At 38.2% G+C, this 16,125-nt stretch carries 15 protein-coding genes and 1 tRNA gene; 7 read left to right on the top strand and 9 right to left on the bottom strand.

Annotated features, from left to right (window positions below):
• Positions 1 to 7: 7 nt before the first annotated feature.
• The 5 genes from vapB to ACTJKC_RS16705 form a co-directional block, all read right to left on the bottom strand.
• Positions 8 to 199: a type II toxin-antitoxin system VapB family antitoxin gene (gene vapB, locus ACTJKC_RS16685; RefSeq protein ID WP_440793656.1), complete on the bottom strand. Its 192-nt coding sequence runs from the start codon at positions 197 to 199 to the stop codon at positions 8 to 10.
• Positions 200 to 235: 36 nt separating this feature from the next.
• A complete protein-coding gene (gene gmk / locus ACTJKC_RS16690) occupies positions 236 to 802 on the bottom strand; it encodes a guanylate kinase (RefSeq protein ID WP_344854031.1) in 567 nt (188 codons plus the stop codon).
• A 79-nt stretch (positions 803 to 881) separates the two neighbouring features.
• Complete coding sequence (locus ACTJKC_RS16695; RefSeq protein ID WP_344854041.1) at positions 882 to 1,745, bottom strand: YicC/YloC family endoribonuclease; 864 nt, start codon at positions 1,743 to 1,745, stop codon at positions 882 to 884.
• A gap of 307 nt (positions 1,746 to 2,052) precedes the next feature.
• Positions 2,053 to 3,810, bottom strand: a complete 1,758-nt coding sequence (locus ACTJKC_RS16700; protein ID WP_440793658.1) for a hypothetical protein — start codon at positions 3,808 to 3,810, stop codon at positions 2,053 to 2,055.
• A gap of 85 nt (positions 3,811 to 3,895) precedes the next feature.
• Entirely contained in the window at positions 3,896 to 4,621 is a 726-nt protein-coding gene (locus ACTJKC_RS16705; protein WP_440793660.1) for a lysophospholipid acyltransferase family protein, read from the bottom strand.
• Between the two features lie 70 nt (positions 4,622 to 4,691).
• Between ACTJKC_RS16705 and ACTJKC_RS16710 the strand changes: the two genes are divergently transcribed.
• The 3 genes from ACTJKC_RS16710 to ACTJKC_RS16720 are packed head-to-tail and all read left to right on the top strand — an operon-like array spanning position 4,692 to position 6,842.
• A complete protein-coding gene (locus tag ACTJKC_RS16710) occupies positions 4,692 to 5,405 on the top strand; it encodes a hypothetical protein (protein WP_440793662.1) in 714 nt (237 codons plus the stop codon).
• Positions 5,406 to 5,409: 4 nt separating this feature from the next.
• On the top strand, positions 5,410 to 6,126 hold the full coding sequence (locus tag ACTJKC_RS16715) for a hypothetical protein (RefSeq protein WP_440793664.1): 717 nt from the start codon (positions 5,410 to 5,412) through the stop codon (positions 6,124 to 6,126).
• 5 nt (positions 6,127 to 6,131) lie between these two features.
• A complete protein-coding gene (locus tag ACTJKC_RS16720) occupies positions 6,132 to 6,842 on the top strand; it encodes a hypothetical protein (RefSeq protein WP_440793666.1) in 711 nt (236 codons plus the stop codon).
• Between the two features lie 313 nt (positions 6,843 to 7,155).
• Here the strand turns inward: ACTJKC_RS16720 and rnc are convergent, their stop codons facing one another.
• The 3 genes from rnc to ACTJKC_RS16735 form a co-directional block, all read right to left on the bottom strand.
• Entirely contained in the window at positions 7,156 to 7,884 is a 729-nt protein-coding gene (gene rnc / locus ACTJKC_RS16725) for a ribonuclease III (RefSeq protein ID WP_344854038.1), read from the bottom strand.
• Positions 7,885 to 7,978: 94 nt separating this feature from the next.
• Positions 7,979 to 9,232 (bottom strand): beta-ketoacyl-ACP synthase II, encoded by a 1,254-nt coding sequence (gene fabF, locus ACTJKC_RS16730; RefSeq protein WP_025145352.1) that lies wholly within the window; start codon positions 9,230 to 9,232, stop codon positions 7,979 to 7,981.
• 21 nt (positions 9,233 to 9,253) lie between these two features.
• Positions 9,254 to 9,490: an acyl carrier protein gene (locus ACTJKC_RS16735; protein WP_008508386.1), complete on the bottom strand. Its 237-nt coding sequence runs from the start codon at positions 9,488 to 9,490 to the stop codon at positions 9,254 to 9,256.
• Positions 9,491 to 9,648: 158 nt separating this feature from the next.
• Here ACTJKC_RS16735 and ACTJKC_RS16740 point away from each other — a divergent pair, with 158 nt between their 5' ends.
• From ACTJKC_RS16740 to ACTJKC_RS16750, 3 genes are all read left to right on the top strand, one after another.
• Positions 9,649 to 10,068 carry an IPExxxVDY family protein gene (locus ACTJKC_RS16740; protein ID WP_440793670.1) on the top strand — a complete coding sequence of 140 codons (420 nt, stop codon included), beginning with the start codon at positions 9,649 to 9,651 and terminating at the stop codon, positions 10,066 to 10,068.
• 152 nt (positions 10,069 to 10,220) lie between these two features.
• Entirely contained in the window at positions 10,221 to 11,651 is a 1,431-nt protein-coding gene (gene pyk / locus ACTJKC_RS16745; protein ID WP_344854039.1) for a pyruvate kinase, read from the top strand.
• Between the two features lie 88 nt (positions 11,652 to 11,739).
• Positions 11,740 to 11,824: transfer RNA gene (locus ACTJKC_RS16750), tRNA-Ser, on the top strand.
• Between the two features lie 42 nt (positions 11,825 to 11,866).
• On the opposite strand, the gene ACTJKC_RS16755 is transcribed toward ACTJKC_RS16750, so the two are convergent.
• Complete coding sequence (locus ACTJKC_RS16755) at positions 11,867 to 12,982, bottom strand: acyltransferase family protein (protein WP_440793673.1); 1,116 nt, start codon at positions 12,980 to 12,982, stop codon at positions 11,867 to 11,869.
• Between the two features lie 523 nt (positions 12,983 to 13,505).
• Here ACTJKC_RS16755 and ppsA point away from each other — a divergent pair.
• Entirely contained in the window at positions 13,506 to 16,121 is a 2,616-nt protein-coding gene (ppsA, locus tag ACTJKC_RS16760) for a phosphoenolpyruvate synthase (protein ID WP_440793675.1), read from the top strand.
• Positions 16,122 to 16,125: the final 4 nt, after the last annotated feature.

Genomic DNA, 16,125 nt, shown 5'->3' on the forward strand with positions numbered 1-16,125 from the left:
TATTTAATTAAATGAATTCTAATGGTTCATCAAAATCGTGAGACATTTTAAAGAAATCTTTAGCATAACCAAATTGTCTTTCTTTTAGTTTTTTACCGGCTTTCGGCTTTTTCTTTAAGGATGAGACAAAATCAGACACTTGCTTCTCCAGGTCTGAAGGCAATGAAGATATTTGGCTATATAATTGAATATCAGTCATCAATCAAATATAAACATTTCTGTCTTTTTTCGAAAACTATTTCCTTAAGAAATCCCCTACCAACTGCTCCGCCTCTGCACAGGCCGTAGCCAGGTCATAATTTTTTAAAATCACATCAAACTTATCTGCGTAAAGCAATTCTTTTTCTGCTTTGATAAAACGTTCCTGTAATTTTTCAGGACTATCCGTTCCACGACCGCTTAAGCGTTCTTTCAATACCTCCAAAGAAGGTGGCTGAACGAAAATAGCCAGTGCATCATCTTCGTATTTTCTTTTCAAGCGGATACCGCCTTCTACATCAATATCGAAAATTACATGTTTGCCATCGTTCCAGATTCGTTCGATTTCTGAACGTAAAGTGCCATAAAAAGTTCCGTTGTACACTTCTTCAAACTCCACAAATTCCTGACGGGCAACTTTGTGTAAAAACTCTTCTTTACTAATAAAATAGTAATCGTTTTCATGTGTCTCAGCGCCTCTCAATTCGCGGGTTGTCGCAGAAATAGAAAAGCTCAGCTCAGGAAATTTTGTTAATAAATGGTGTACTATAGTGGTTTTACCTGCTCCTGATGGTGCCGAAAATATGATTAATTTGCCTTGCATGCTTTAAAAATGTTGGAAGGTTGAAAAGTTAAAGGTTGGACGGTTGCATGTAACATTGCAACTTTACAACATTTCAACCTTACAACACGTTCAATAACTGTTCTTTTATTTTTTCTAATTCTTCTTTCATACCCACAACAAACTGTTGCATCTGGGCATCATTTGCTTTGGCACCCATGGTATTAATTTCCCGTCCGATTTCCTGAGAAATGAAACCCATTTTTTTACCATTTGCCTCTTTGCTGGCCAAGGTTTGCAAAAAATAATCACAATGGCTTTTTAAACGTGTTTTTTCTTCAGTGATGTCTATTTTATCAATATAATAGATCAATTCCTGTTCAAAACGGTTCTGATCGATGTTTACTTTACCCACGGCATCATCCAAAAACTGGGTAAATTTATCGCGGATAGCCGAAATCCTTTTAGGTTCCAGTTCCTCAACAGATTTAAAGTAGGAAAGAATGTTTTTTATCCTCAGCTCCAAATCAGCCTTTAAAACTGCACCTTCGTCTTCCCTGAATTTATTAAAATTAGCCAAAGCCGAGGTAAAAATCTGGAATAAATGATTCCACTCATCCTCACTCACACTTTCTTCCTTATAACTGATTACATCAGGAAAAGTTAATGCCGTTTGCAATAAGTTGCTGCTCTCAGCGCCTAATTCGTTATTAACGGCAATAAGTTGCTTGTAATAGTGGCTTAATAAGGCCGTATTAATGGTTGCACCTGTAACTTCACCGTTGGTACGTTCTACATTGATGCTTAAACTTACCTTTCCGCGTTCAATGTCTTTGCTGCAGATGTTGCGCAAGATCAGTTCTTTATCAGAAAAAGCTTTAGGATATTTTAAATTCAGCTCCAGGAATTTACTGTTGAGCGATTTGATTTCGACACTATACTTTGCATTTGCATAATCGGCTGTTGCTAAGCCGTATCCTGTCATGGATTTTATCATGCGCAAAGGTAAGAAAAATTAATGAGGAGTTATTGAATGATGGTTTAGTGTTTTTTTATCAAATAAAAATAAGAACCCGCTAAAAAAATAATCCGAGATGGTTTCCCTATCTCGGATTATTCAATATGCTTTCAGACTTAACTCAATGTCATTAAATTAAGACTTTTAACCACATATGCACACTGATAAATACGGATTTTCATATCAGTGCATCTTTTTTATCTACCGAAAATCGGTACAAGTAGTGGATAAATTATTTTACCTGTGCCAATGGCTTAAGTAATGACCTTGAGACTTAGCTACACACTCTAACAAATTCCCAAGGTCCCCATTGTTCTCCCTCTGGTACCTGATTAGCGTTAGCATACCACTTGTTTTTGTAAATTTTTCCTTTATAAAATACTTCTGTTCCAGGATTCGGATAAGCTTTGGTAGTATCATAAACTGCAACTCCACAGCCATTGCCCGATGTTCCTGGCGGTACTACTGGTGGAGTTGTAGGTGGTGTGGTTGTAGGTGGAGTAGTGTTCAGGTCGCAATTTTCTACAAATTCCCATGGCCCCCATTCTTCACTTTCTGGCACCTGGTTAGTGTTTACGTACCATTTGTTTTTGTAAATTTTACCTTTAAAGTAAACTTTTGTTCCTGCAATTGGGTATGATCTTGTTGCATCATAAGCTGCTATCCCACAGCCTCCTGTACCTGTAACAGGCGGGTTTGTTGGTGGATTGGTAGGTGGTGTAACTGGTGGAATGGTAGGGTTAGTCGTTTCATTTTTATAATCAAAGGCGTTTGCTAGTGCAGCTTCTTTAGTTTGACCGTTTAAAATTTTATTGGCCACATTTAGATAAGTAACCCCAGTATAGTTTGTGTTTTTGTTTGATAATAAAGCTAAATTCCAAATCATAATCCCATCATTCTTTCCTGCTCTATTTTGTGAACCCCCGTCGTGAATATATTTTGCTAAATCTGCAACAACATCTGGCGTATGTTCAAAATATGGTCCCCAAGGTTCGCTAGGTACATGTGTTCCATGCGCTAGTTTAAAGCCATATTGATTGGCGTAATAAGCATAAGAATCATACATCAATTTCCGGTTAGGTGCTGCCCCTGTATTGTAAGCCTGGTAGGCAATGATATCTAGTTGATCTCCAACAGCTTTTATTACTGGTATCATCGCTCCTGTAGAAGAAAAGCCAAACAAGCCAATGCTTTTGGTTGGATCAATAAAATTATATAAAAATGCATCAGTTTCGTTTGTTAAGGCGTTTCGTTTATTATATGCAAATGGTGAGCTAGGGTCATCATTGTTTAATCCGCCTAAAGCTCCCACGCCGGAAGGAGCAGTGGTAATCAAATAACCAGAAGTTTTAGGCATCAATTTTCTGGATTCTGTAATGTATTTAGTTAGACGGCTAACATTTAAGGCATTACCAGCATCACTAAAGCTAGCATTAGGCTCAAAATCCCAGTCTATTCCTGCAAAACCAATATCGTCAACCAAATCTTTAATTTGCTGGTAATTGACATCATTAAAATTTTCTTCTGTATTCCAATAAGTTTCGCCACCTATCGATAATATTACGCTTATACCTTTTTGTTTAAGGATGGCCACTGCACGTTTAAGCATTAAACCACCATCTTTAGGATCAGGTGTTGAGTAGCATTCTAAGCCAGTATTTGAGGTGGCAATATTATAAGAGCCTTTAATGTAAGTTAGATTTGGTTTGGCGAATGCAAAAAATATATGGGTTACACTTGATGGCAGGGAGGTGAATGGACTAATTCCATCGTCATTTAACCATCCTTCATTCCAGCTCGGATAATAACCAAGTGTAATTGGTTTGTTTAAACTAGAATTGGTATTAGTGGTAATAACCGCTAATTTCTGAGGAATTTTTAAAGCGTCCTCTTTTGTGAGTGTTTCTAATTCGTCTTTTTTACAAGATGTAAAAATTGATAAGAGTAAAGTTGTGGCAATCAGTGCCTTTTTTTTGGACGAATTAAGTCTTTTAGCGGCATTTAAGCCACTTTGAATTGTTCCTTTCAGCATGTTTTAATTAATAGTTAGGCTCGAATGTAACAATAATATTTCAAAAATTATTTCTTGAAACTTATAATTATTGTCTACTTGACAATTATTCCAGCATCCCTAAAACAGCCTTAAATGTTTTTTGCTTTAATTCTTCCAAATCTTCTGCTACCAAACCTTTTACCTCAATGGCTTCGCCGAATACGGTTCTAATCAGTCCCGGGTTTAGCAAAAGCGGATCTGTTCTCGGTAAATGCGCCCTGCTGTTTAATATGGCAAAAGGTAAAACTGGCGTTTGTGTTTCTATGGCCAGGCGGAAAGCCCCATCGTAAAAAGGATTTAAGGGCAGTTCCGATTTATTCATCGTTCCTTCCGGAAAAATCAGGATCGATTGTCCATCGGCCAGATCTTTTCTGAGTTCGGCAACAGAATGGTCGCGGCTTTCCCTGCTGCTTCTGTCGATCATTACTACCAAACGTTTATAAATCCACCCAAATACGGGTATTTTAAGCATTTCGATTTTTCCCAGCGGACTAAAAGCCTGTGGGATGCAGATTACAATGGCCACGGCATCTAAAAAAGAATTGTGGTTACCCACATAAATATACGATCTGGTGGTATCGATCTTTGCTCCTCCTGCCGAAAACCAAAGGCAGGTTAGCAAGCTAAAACCCCAGGCCCAGCATTTTAAAAAACAAAACGAAATTTTTCTGCCCGTTTTTTCATTAAATATGGCCATGCTAACGATGATGAAAGGGCAAACGATAAGCATAAGCAGGAAAAACACGATTGCCGAATACAATAAATAAAATCCGCCAAACAGTTTTCTCATAGGGATTAACGTTTCTTTAACAGTTTGCAAGGTTAACAAATGTTAATTTTACAAAAAATATCTTATAGATATGAAAGCATTTTTGATCACGTTATCACTTTCATTGCTATTGTTCATTTTACCTAAAAAAACGCTCGCTCAAATTACATCAGTCAAAGGAGTTATTTTAGAAAAAGGAACGCAGATCCGCATTGCGCTGGCTGTGGTAACCAATATCAATAATAAACAGGCGGTAGGAAGTAACGATATGGGGTTCTTTCAGGTTAAAGCTAAACCTGGTGATACTTTACTGATTACCAAAAAGCATTTTAATAAAATTTTTGTAGTTGTTCCGAACAATGAGGATTTGGTTATAAACCTGGTTAGGGCCGATATGCTGCTTGATGATGTAACAATTAAGGCAGAAAACAAACAACAAAACCTATCGGCTGTTAGGTTAGAGCACCATAAGAAAACTTATTTTTATGGTAAAAAGAGAAACCCGCTTTATTATATGCGTTACCCGTTGGCCGCAATAATGGAGCTGTTTAGCGCAGAACGGAAAAATGCAAAACGCTTTGACCGTTATTATGATAACGAGACAAAAGAGTTGGAAATAGACCGGTTTTTCAATGTTGGCATGGTTAAAAATAATACAGGTTTAACCGGGAAGCAAATGAATAAGTTTATGTTAGATTATAGACCGAAATATAAACAAATTAAGAACTGGAATACTTATGATGCCGCTGATTACATTAAAAAATCGGCAAAACAGTATTTAGATACTTTAAACAGCTCATTATAATAAAATGAAACCTTTCAAAGCTTTTCTGTTACTTATCATCCTAATGCAGGGTTTAAAAATTAAAGCTCAGGATTTCGTGCTGAAAGGTGTGGTGATTGAAAAAGGTTCTAATGTGCGTGTTGCCTTAGCTGCGATAATTAATTTACGCAGTAAAATGGGCGCTAGCAGTAATGATATCGGGATGTTTCAGTTAAAGGCCCGTATTGGCGATACTTTATTGGTTACGAAGAAAAATTTAACCGATCAGAAAGTGGTGATCAATACTGATGATGACCTGGTGGTGTACCTCATCAGGGGAAGCACCACGCTTGAAGAGGTTACGGTTAAAGGCCAAACCAAAAAGCAGGAGATGGAAGCGATTAAAAGAGACTTTAAAAGAAATGGATCATTTTTTGAAGGTAAGCCTCCGTTAATCTTATTAAATCCCTTCGGTGGCAGCCCGTTAACGTTTTTCTACGAATTATTTGGAAAAACACCGGCCAGGGCACGTAACTTTAACCGTTATTATAAAAAGGAATTAGGCTTAATTGAAGTAGATAAATTTTTTAATAAAAACCTGGTTTCAAATAATACCACATTAACAGGGAAAGACCTCGACAAATTTTTGCTCGATTATTACCCCACCCGCAGCATGGTAAGCAACTGGAACAATTACGATGCTGTTAAATACATCAGGGAATCGGCTAAGCAATACACCGATACCTTGAAACACACAAATTAACTACAATGAAAAACTTTAAATTTGCCATTATACTCCTCGTTCTTACCTCAATCGGTTTCATTTCGCAGGCTCAGGAATTCATTATCAGAGGTGTGGTGATCGAAAAAGGTTCGAATATCAGGATTGCCTTATCAGAAATCACCAATCTGCGTACCGGAATAGGCGTGGGCAGTAATGATATAGGGATGTTCCAGCTTAAAGCTAAAATTGGCGATACACTTTTGGTGATCAAGAGAGATTTGATTGATCAGCGTGTGGTGGTAAACAGCGAAAAAGACCTGGTAATCTATCTGGTGAGAGGAAGCACCACACTGGCTGACGTAACCATTGTAGGAAATACAAAGAAGCAGGATCTTGACGATATTAAGCGTGAATTTAAAAACAAAGGTGTGTACAATGACGGTAAAACAACCGTTCTATCGGCAATATTTAGCCCGTTAAATGCTTTGTATAATTTATTTGGTACCGATCCGAAAAATGCACGGAGGTTTGGCCGCTATGCCGACAATGAAATCAAGCAATCGCAGATTGATGTGTATTTTAACCAGAGTATTATTAAAAGCAATACTGAATTAAGGGGCGATACTTTAGAAAAATACATGCTCAACTGTCGCCCGGAATTTGATAAAGCCCAGTATTGGAACAGTTACGATTACATTAAATACATTAAAGAATCATCGAAAAAGTTTACAGATACGCTTGGGAAAGGAAAGTAGTTTGGAGTTGGGCGTTTGGAGAGGTGAGTTTTGGGTGTATAAATAAGTCCGAAGTCCGGGGTCGGAGGTCTGAAGTGATTAATTGTGAGTGGGGGGGTAGTGTGGGGCGTATGGAGTTATAAGTCTTAGCTGCCTTTATATCCTTATATCCTGTCATCTAACAATAAGCTTGGCGTGTGGAGTTCAGCAATAGGTTTTAACACGCTTGCACAATTAACCATTTAACCAGTTTATACAGTTAACCAAATCCCCAATAAACTAATGACTATTGAACAATTAACCGATTTAAACAATTTATACGATTAACCAATCTCTAGATACTCAACGCTTCACAAGCCTTCTCTGCCGCTAATTTTTCTGCGTTTTTCTTGTTGTAATCTCTTCCGGTACCTACTTTTTCGCCTTCTACTACGGCGCTGATGGTAAATAGTTTAGTGCTTTCACCTTCGCCATTTTCTGCCAGTTCGAACATAACGTCCTTACCATGGCGTTGGCACCATTCAATCAGTTTACTTTTAAAATTTGTTTCCGTAAGTTCTAGGGTGTGGATATCGATATGCGGTTTTACAATTCTGCGCAATAAAAACTCTTTGGTAAAGTTATAGCCCTTATCCATGTAAATGGCACCTACAATGGCTTCAAAAGCATCACCCAGCATCGAATTGTGCTTGGTTTGGATACTTACCGAACGCTGATCGAACTGAATAAGCTTATCGAAACCAATTTTCTTTGCCAACTGGTTTAAATTAGCCCGGTTTACAATTTTAGACCGCATTTCGGTTAAGAAACCTTCTTCTTTATATGGATAATGCTTAAAAAGCAGTTCGGCTATTACCGATCCCAGCACAGCATCTCCAAGAAACTCCAAACGTTCATTACTGCTTCTGCTTCCGTTTTTTAAAACTTTTGCTACAGAACGGTGCCTGAACGCCATTTTATAAAGCGTAACATTGCCAGGAACAAAGCCTAAGATATTTTTCAGCTTTTTAACAAACTCCTTTTCGGGAGAGAGATAAAGTTTATATAATTTTAAGATCGGCATTAAATAAATAACACAATTAACGGCTAATTAGCATATTTAACTAAGTTATCTATTTTTAATTAGCATACAAATTATATAGTAGCGCTGTTTTAAATTAATCTTCGTATTTCTTGAAAATTACAGAAGCGTTATGGCCTCCAAAACCGAATGTATTACTTAAAGCAGCCCTAACGGTACGTTTTTGCGCTTTGTTAAAAGTAAAATTCAGCTTAGGGTCAAATGCAGGATCATCTGTAAAGTGATTGATTGTTGGTGGAACAATATCATTTTTAACAGAAAGGATTGCTGCAATAGCTTCAATAGCACCGGCTGCACCCAAAAGGTGACCCGTCATTGATTTGGTTGAGCTGATGTTTAAACGGTAAGCATCTTCACCAAATAATGTACCAATGGCTTTGGTTTCACTAATATCACCCAATGGGGTAGAAGTACCATGCACATTGATATAATCTATATCAGCAGTTGTTAAACCAGCATCTTTTAGTGCATTTGTCATTACCATTCTGGCACCTAAACCTTCAGGATGTGGTGCTGTGATGTGATTAGCATCTGCACTCATTCCACCGCCAACAAGTTCTGCATAAATTTTTGCACCCCTTGCCTTTGCATGTTCAAGTTCTTCTAAAATAATGGTTCCTGCACCTTCACCAGCTACAAATCCATCACGGTCTTTATCAAAAGGACGCGAAGCTGTTGCCGGATCATCGTTACGTGTAGATAATGCATGCATGGCGTTAAAACCACCCATACCCGCTTCGTTAATGATGGCTTCAGAACCTCCGCTGATAATAACATCGGCCATACCCAAACGGATATAGTTAAATGCATCAATCATGGCGTTTGTAGAAGAAGCACATGCCGAAACAGTTGCAAAATTTGGCCCACGTAAGCCGTATTTGATCGAAATATGCCCTGGAGCAATATCTACAATCATCTTAGGAATAAAAAATGGATTGTACCTTGGGGTACCATCTCCTTTGGCGAAATTTGAAATTTCATCAAGGAAAGTCTTTAATCCACCTATGCCCGCACCCCAGATTACGCCGATCCGGTTGGTATCTAATTTTTCGAAATCAAAACCACCGTCCTTCACCGCTTCCTCTGTTGATACAAGAGCATATTGTACAAACGGATCTAATTTACGGGCTTCTTTTTTATCCAAAAAATCTTCCGGATTAAAGTTTTTTACCTCGCAAGCGAATTTAGTTTTAAACTTTTCAGTGTTAAAACCCTTAATAGGAGCAGCGCCACTCACCCCGTTAGTCAATCCTTCCCAAAAATCGGGAACATTATTGCCTATAGGAGTGAGCGCACCCAACCCTGTTACTACTACTCTTTTTAATTCCATTTATACTGAAAAAGCGTAATTCTATTTAACGTTTTTTTCCAAATAAGCAATCGCCTGACCAACTGTACCGATGGTTTCAGCCTGATCATCAGGAATAGCTACATTGAATTCTTTTTCAAATTCCATAATCAACTCTACGGTATCTAAAGAATCTGCACCTAAATCGTTGGTGAATGAAGCCTCTGGCGTAACTTCGCTTTCGTCAACACCTAGTTTTTCTACGATAATAGCCTTAACTCTTGAAGCAATATCAGACATAATTTTATAATTTAATGGTTAAATAATTCTGTGCAAAGAAAAATAAATTCTTACAATTTTCAAATGTTTTTATTTCGATACGTAATTTTGGTATCTCAATAACACAGCGAATATAGAATTAGTTTTTTAATTTCGTTCTGTAAATAATTTATTTCGCTTTGAATAAGACTTACCTAAAACTTACCTTAGACCTTGATTTTATACTAATTGCGATCACAGCACCCCTAAAAGACTATGTGCTTTGCCACAAAATTAATACCCGGTTAAACACACAATTTGAAAAAATAGAGGATCATGAAATATTTTTTAATATTGATGAACCGGCATGGAGTTTCTCTAAATATTATTTTTTTGTAGAGCAGGGCGAGGTAGAATACTACTTAATCTGCAATAAAAGCAGTGATGGTTTCCTGATTCCGGAGATGAATAAGGTTGATTTTTTTATTATCATTAAAGAATTTATTGATAAGGAAGATCTTGAGTATCTGATCAATGGCCTGAATAAACTGCCTGATATACAGGTAGCTGCAAAGATAGATCCGACCAAGTTGAAGAACAGGGAGAATTTGGTAATATAAAAATTATATACTTGGTGTATTAAATACACTATATTTGACGGTTACAAACGAAGAACAAAAGAACAAAATATATAAAATTTAATGCAGTTTGATTATTTTAGATAATAATTAGTGCTTTCTTAAACTGCATTGCTAAAAATCAATTAAATTAAATGAAACCTTTTCATTCGAGAACTAAAATTGTTGCCACGCTTGGGCCCGCATCAGCAAAACCAGAAGTATTATATAGTATGTTTAATGCAGGGCTGGATGTTTGCCGGTTAAATTTTTCACACGGATCGCAGGCAGATCACCAGGCGGTTTTGGATACCATCCGCGATTTAAACAAAAAATACGATTATAATGTAGGTATCCTTGCCGATTTACAAGGCCCTAAAATCCGTATTGGTTTGGTAAAAGAAGGTGGCATTAACCTCATCAATGGTAAAACTACCGTAATTACAACCAACGAATGTGTTGGTAACGAAGAACGTATTTATATTACTTACCAAAACTTCCCTCAGGATGTTCAGGCTGGCGAAATTATCCTTTTGGATGATGGAAAACTGCAAATGAAAGTAATTTCTACCAATTTAAAAGATGAGGTAGTTTGCGAGATTGTTCACGGAGGTATTTTAACTTCCAGAAAAGGTGTAAACCTTCCAAATACTAAAGTTTCTATCCCTTCTTTAACTCCTGAAGACCGCGAAAATTTAGAATTTGTTTTAGAAAATGATGTAGAATGGATCGGTTTATCTTTCGTACGTAAGGCTGAAGATATTATCGAGCTTAAAAAAATTATTGCAGAGCGTGGTAAAACTGCACGCGTAATTGCAAAAATTGAAAAACCAGAAGCCATTGCAAATATCGATGAGATTATTGCGGTAACTGACGGTATTATGGTTGCCCGTGGCGATTTGGGTGTTGAGTGTCCGATGGAAGAGGTGCCATTGTTACAGAAAATGATTGTTGCCAAATGTAGGGCAGCATCTAAGCCGGTAATCGTAGCTACACAGATGTTGGAGAGCATGATTACTACGCCTCGTCCAACACGTGCAGAGGTGAACGACGTTGCAAACTCCGTTTTGGATGGTGCTGATGCGGTGATGTTGAGTGGCGAAACTTCAGTTGGAGAATTTCCATTGATCGTAATCGAAACCATGCAAAAAATTATCCAGAACATTGAACAGAACAACTATCCTTTCAATCCTGATAAGTTTTTAAAACCAAAATCCCCGTCTTTCTTAAGTGATGCAATTTGCGATTCGGCCTGTTTCTTGGCGAAACAAACCAACGCGGTAGGTATTGTATCAATGACTTTAAGCGGTTACACGGCTTTCGAAATCTCGAGCCACCGTCCGGAAGCTTTAACCTTTATTTTTACCAGCAACAGGGCTTTATTAAATGCAGTAAGTTTACTTTGGGGCGTTAGAGGTTTCTACTATGATAAGTGGGAAAGTACCGATAATACCATTATTGAGGTAAATGAGTTCTTAAAAAGCAAAAAACTGGTTAAACAGGGCGATATCGTAATCAATACTGCTGCTATTCCAATCGAAGCAAAAGGTAAAACCAATATGTTGAAAATTACAGTTATAGATTAATTTCTGACAGATATTTCAGAAAATGCTTCCGGTTTTATATCGGGAGCATTTTTTTTACCAATAAAAAATATATTTTTGCAACCCACAAGGAGAGGTGTCAGAGTGGTCGATCGAGCACGCTTGGAAAGCGTGTGTACTGCAAGGTACCGCGGGTTCGAATCCCGCCCTCTCCGCTTTAAACAACCATAGTTACTTTTAGGCTATCATTTCTCATTTTAAACAAGCTTTTTTCGCAACCATCTTCGAACAGGCTCATCATACCATTTTAATGCGGCATAGGCCAAAACAATCGCACTGGTTAAAATGAGTAGCGCATAAGGCCAGGCCTCAACAATTGTTATACCTTTATGGTTGCTGATCCAGGCAACATAAAAATAAACCAGCGGATAGTGCACCAGGTAAAGCGGATAAGATATATCACCCAAAAATTTGCAAATCCTGTTTTCTCTCTGGCTTTGGATTACCCCACACGCGCCAAGGTACACTATCAGCGGGAAGACGATGATAATACAAACAGATTCATAAAGCCCGTTCATCCAGAGATGCTCTGCACCTCCAATACGCGGCATATAGAGTACAATGGCTACCAAAAGGCTGCACCATAAAAATGCATTTTTAATTTGGGTAGGCTTCGCTATGCGTGAGAGTAATAAACCGGCAAAGAAAGGGTACATGGTACGGGTTAACCCAATGCGTACCTGTTCCACATTCAATGTCCAGCCACCGCTTACATCACCGTTTGTGATGGCCAGGTGTGCAAGTGCAATAGCCGCAATAACAACTAAAATACTTAAAGCCGTTTTGGAAAATTTCCTGATCCAGATGGCATACAGAATGTTAGCAATGTATTCAAAAAACAATGACCATCCTACGCTATTTAAAGGATGCATCTCTTCCCAGCCACGTATATCAAGCGATAAGGGTACGGGAAGGATCGTATAACCGATCAACATTACCAGCAGCATTTTCCAGACAGGAATGGTATGGATGAGTGGCCATATGGTAGAATCCGTAAAATAGAATCCGATCGCGCCAAGGGTCATTCCTAAAACTACCATAGGCTGAAGGCGCTGGATACGGCGTTTAAAAAAATTGCCGGCCGTCATTTTATTCCACCTGTCGTCGTAAGCGTAGCCCATTACAAAACCCGATAATAAAAAGAAAAAGTCTACTGCCAGGTAACCATGGTTAACCAGAATGTCTAAGTGTCCTGTTCCTAAAGGCTCGGTAAGGTGAAAGGTAACAACGATTATGGCAGCAATACCGCGAAGGCCGTCTAGTATGGGGTAGTGGGGTTTGGTGGCCAGCTCATTATTCAGGTCGGTTCTCATCTAAGGTTGTAAAAATTGCAATTTTAGCTAATAATCAATCACCGGGCTGGATTCTAATTGTAGAAAGATAACTGCCAGAAAATTTCCCTGTCCGATTTGATTTAACAAAAATGTCAAAATAAACGGTTTTGTTAACACTTATTTTGACAAAATGTAGTTACACGAACTGCTCATTAAACCACTGCCTTAATTCCACTGGTGAGAAATACGTCTTCGTTTTAAAAATTGCAGATAAATTGGCTGGATTTTATCGAGCCTAACATCTAAATCATTTTTCAGAATCAAGGAATATTTTGAAGAGAATTGATATTAAATATTGTCTGTTTGTTGTAAGGATAACGTAGATACGGCTACCCTTATTGCGGTTGGAAAAATATAGTTAAAAAACGTTGTTTTCGCAGTTTTAACCCTATACTTTTGACCTTTCTTCTTCCTGATTAATAGTTTAAAGTGTTGAAATACAGCGTTTTTTCTTGCTGTGATCAGGAGGATTGAAATTTCGACCAGATAAAAAAAGAAACATATGAGTAATTACATAATTGGTTTTCAGGGAATCAGCAGGTCAGATCTTTTAACAACAGGAGGGAAAGGTGCTAACCTGGGCGAACTATCAAAAATTCAAGGCATAACTGTACCTGATGGCTTTTGCATCACCACCGAAGCTTATAAAAAAATAATTGGAAACAATGAGGAGCTAAAAAACTTATTAGATGAATTGGAAGGGCTTGAGGCAGAAAATCTGAATGTAATTAGCGAAATCAGTAAAAAAATCAGGACAATTATCGAAAACATACCGGTTTCAAAAGATATAACTGATGAAATTGAAGCTTTCCTCAAAAAATTTAATGAAAATGATGCTTTTGCAGTGCGATCTAGTGCTACTGCAGAAGATTTGCCTGCAGCATCATTTGCGGGTCAGCAGGATAGTTATCTGAACATTGTTGGGAAAACGGCTATCCTAAAACATATCAGCAAGTGCTGGGCCTCTTTATTTACCGATCGGGCCATCATTTACCGCATCCATAATGGCTTTGCTCACCATAAAGTCCGGCTTTGCGTTGTAATACAGAAAATGGTGTTTGCTGATGTAGCCGGAATTATGTTTACTGCCGATCCCATTACCGGTAACCGGAAAGTATCGTCTATCGATGCCGGTTTTGGCTTAGGTGAGGCCATGGTTTCGGGTTTGGTAAATGCCGATAGTTACCAGATTAATGATGGCAAAATTGTTGGTGAGAAAATATCTTTCAAAAAATTGGCCATTCAGGCCATAAAAGGGGGAGGTACCATTTCAAAAGAAATCGAAGCTGAACAACAAGATCAAAAAGCGCTTACAGCTGAACAGGTTTTGAAACTCGAAGGTATAGGAAGAAAAATTGAAGCACATTTCGGCCGGCCACAAGATATCGAATGGTGTTTGGCCGATGGCCTGTTTTATATCGTTCAGAGCAGGCCAATCACAACTTTATATCCGGTGCCTGAGGCAGGCAATGAGGAGAATCATGTTTATATTTCTGTTGGTCATCAGCAAATGATGACCGACCCAATGAGGCCACTCGGTTTATCTTTATGGCAGTTAAGAGCCGCCAGGCCCATGTTTAAAGCGGGCGGAAGATTATTTGTAGATGTTACAGATAACCTGAAAACCCCTGCAGGAAAGGATGGCTTACTGGAGGCCATGGCGCAGCACGATCCGTTGATTAAAGATGCACTGATTACCATTACTGAACGCAAAGATTTTATAAAATTGTTGCCGGATGATGGAAAAGAGCCTGTGCTTGTTAAAAGCACCAAAGGATTATCAGCTCCTGATATTTTAGCACAGGTGGGCAATAACCCGGCAATTGTTTTTGAACTGATTAAACATAGTGAAGCATCGATAGAAATGTTAAAACAAAATATCCGTACAAAATCAGGACAGGAGCTATTTGATTTTATTCTTGAAGACATCGGGCTATCAAAAAAGATGACATTTGATTCGAAACATATCAGTGTGATCATCGCCGCTATGAACGCTGCATCCTGGATTAATGAAAAAATGGGCGAATGGTTAGGTGAAAAAAACGTAGCAGATGTACTTTCTCAATCCGTATCAAATAATATCACTTCCGAAATGGGTTTGGCACTATTGGATGTAGCTGATGTAGTTCGTCCTTATCCTGAAATCATCGGTTATTTACAAGATATTAAAGACGATCATTTTTTGGATAAACTGCTACACTTTCAGGGCGGAAAAATAGTTAAAAATGCTATTGATGATTACCTGGATAAGTATGGCATGCGGTGTGCGGGCGAAATTGATATTACAAACACGCGTTGGAGAGAAAAACCATCTATATTGATTCCGGTTATCCTCAGTAATATCAAAAATTTTGAGCCAGATGCCGGTAAGCTGAAATTTAATCAGGGAAGAGCACAGGCTTTGGAAAAAGAAAAAGAATTATTGGACAGGCTCGCGTTATTACCAGAAAGTGAACAAAAAATCAGTGAAACCAAAGAAATGATCAGCCTGCTCCGCAATTTTGCCGGTTATCGCGAATATCCAAAATACGGAATCGTTAGTCGTTTTTATATTTATAAAGAAGCCTTGATGAAAGAAGCCGAAAAGCTTTTACAAGCCGGGGTAATTAACGAAAAATCTGATATTTATTACCTCACTTTCGAGGAATTAAAGGAAGTTGTCGTTACCCATAAACTCGATGAAAATCTTATTGTACAGCGAAAAGAAGAACATTTGTTGTTTGAAAAACTTAATCCACCACGTGTAATCACTTCTGATGGTGAAATTATTTCAGGCAGATATCACCATGAAAATCTTCCGGATAATGCCATTGTAGGTTTGGCGGTATCATCTGGTGTAACAGAAGGACGGGCACGTGTAATTTTAAACATAGAAGATGCTGACCTGGAAGAAGGAGATATATTGGTAACCACCTTTACCGACCCAAGCTGGACGCCATTATTTGTAGCCATTAAAGGCCTGATTACTGAAGTTGGCGGCCTGATGACTCATGGTGCCGTTATTGCACGTGAGTATGGCTTACCGGCAGTTGTTGGTGTAGAAAATGCAACCAAACTGATTAAAGATGGGCAACAGATCAGGGTAAATGGTGCGGAGGGTTATATCGAACTCCTTTAACTTT

This window comes from Pedobacter sp. 22226 (genome assembly GCF_052045455.1).
Taxonomy (GTDB): Bacteria; Bacteroidota; Bacteroidia; order Sphingobacteriales; family Sphingobacteriaceae; genus Pedobacter; species Pedobacter jeongneungensis.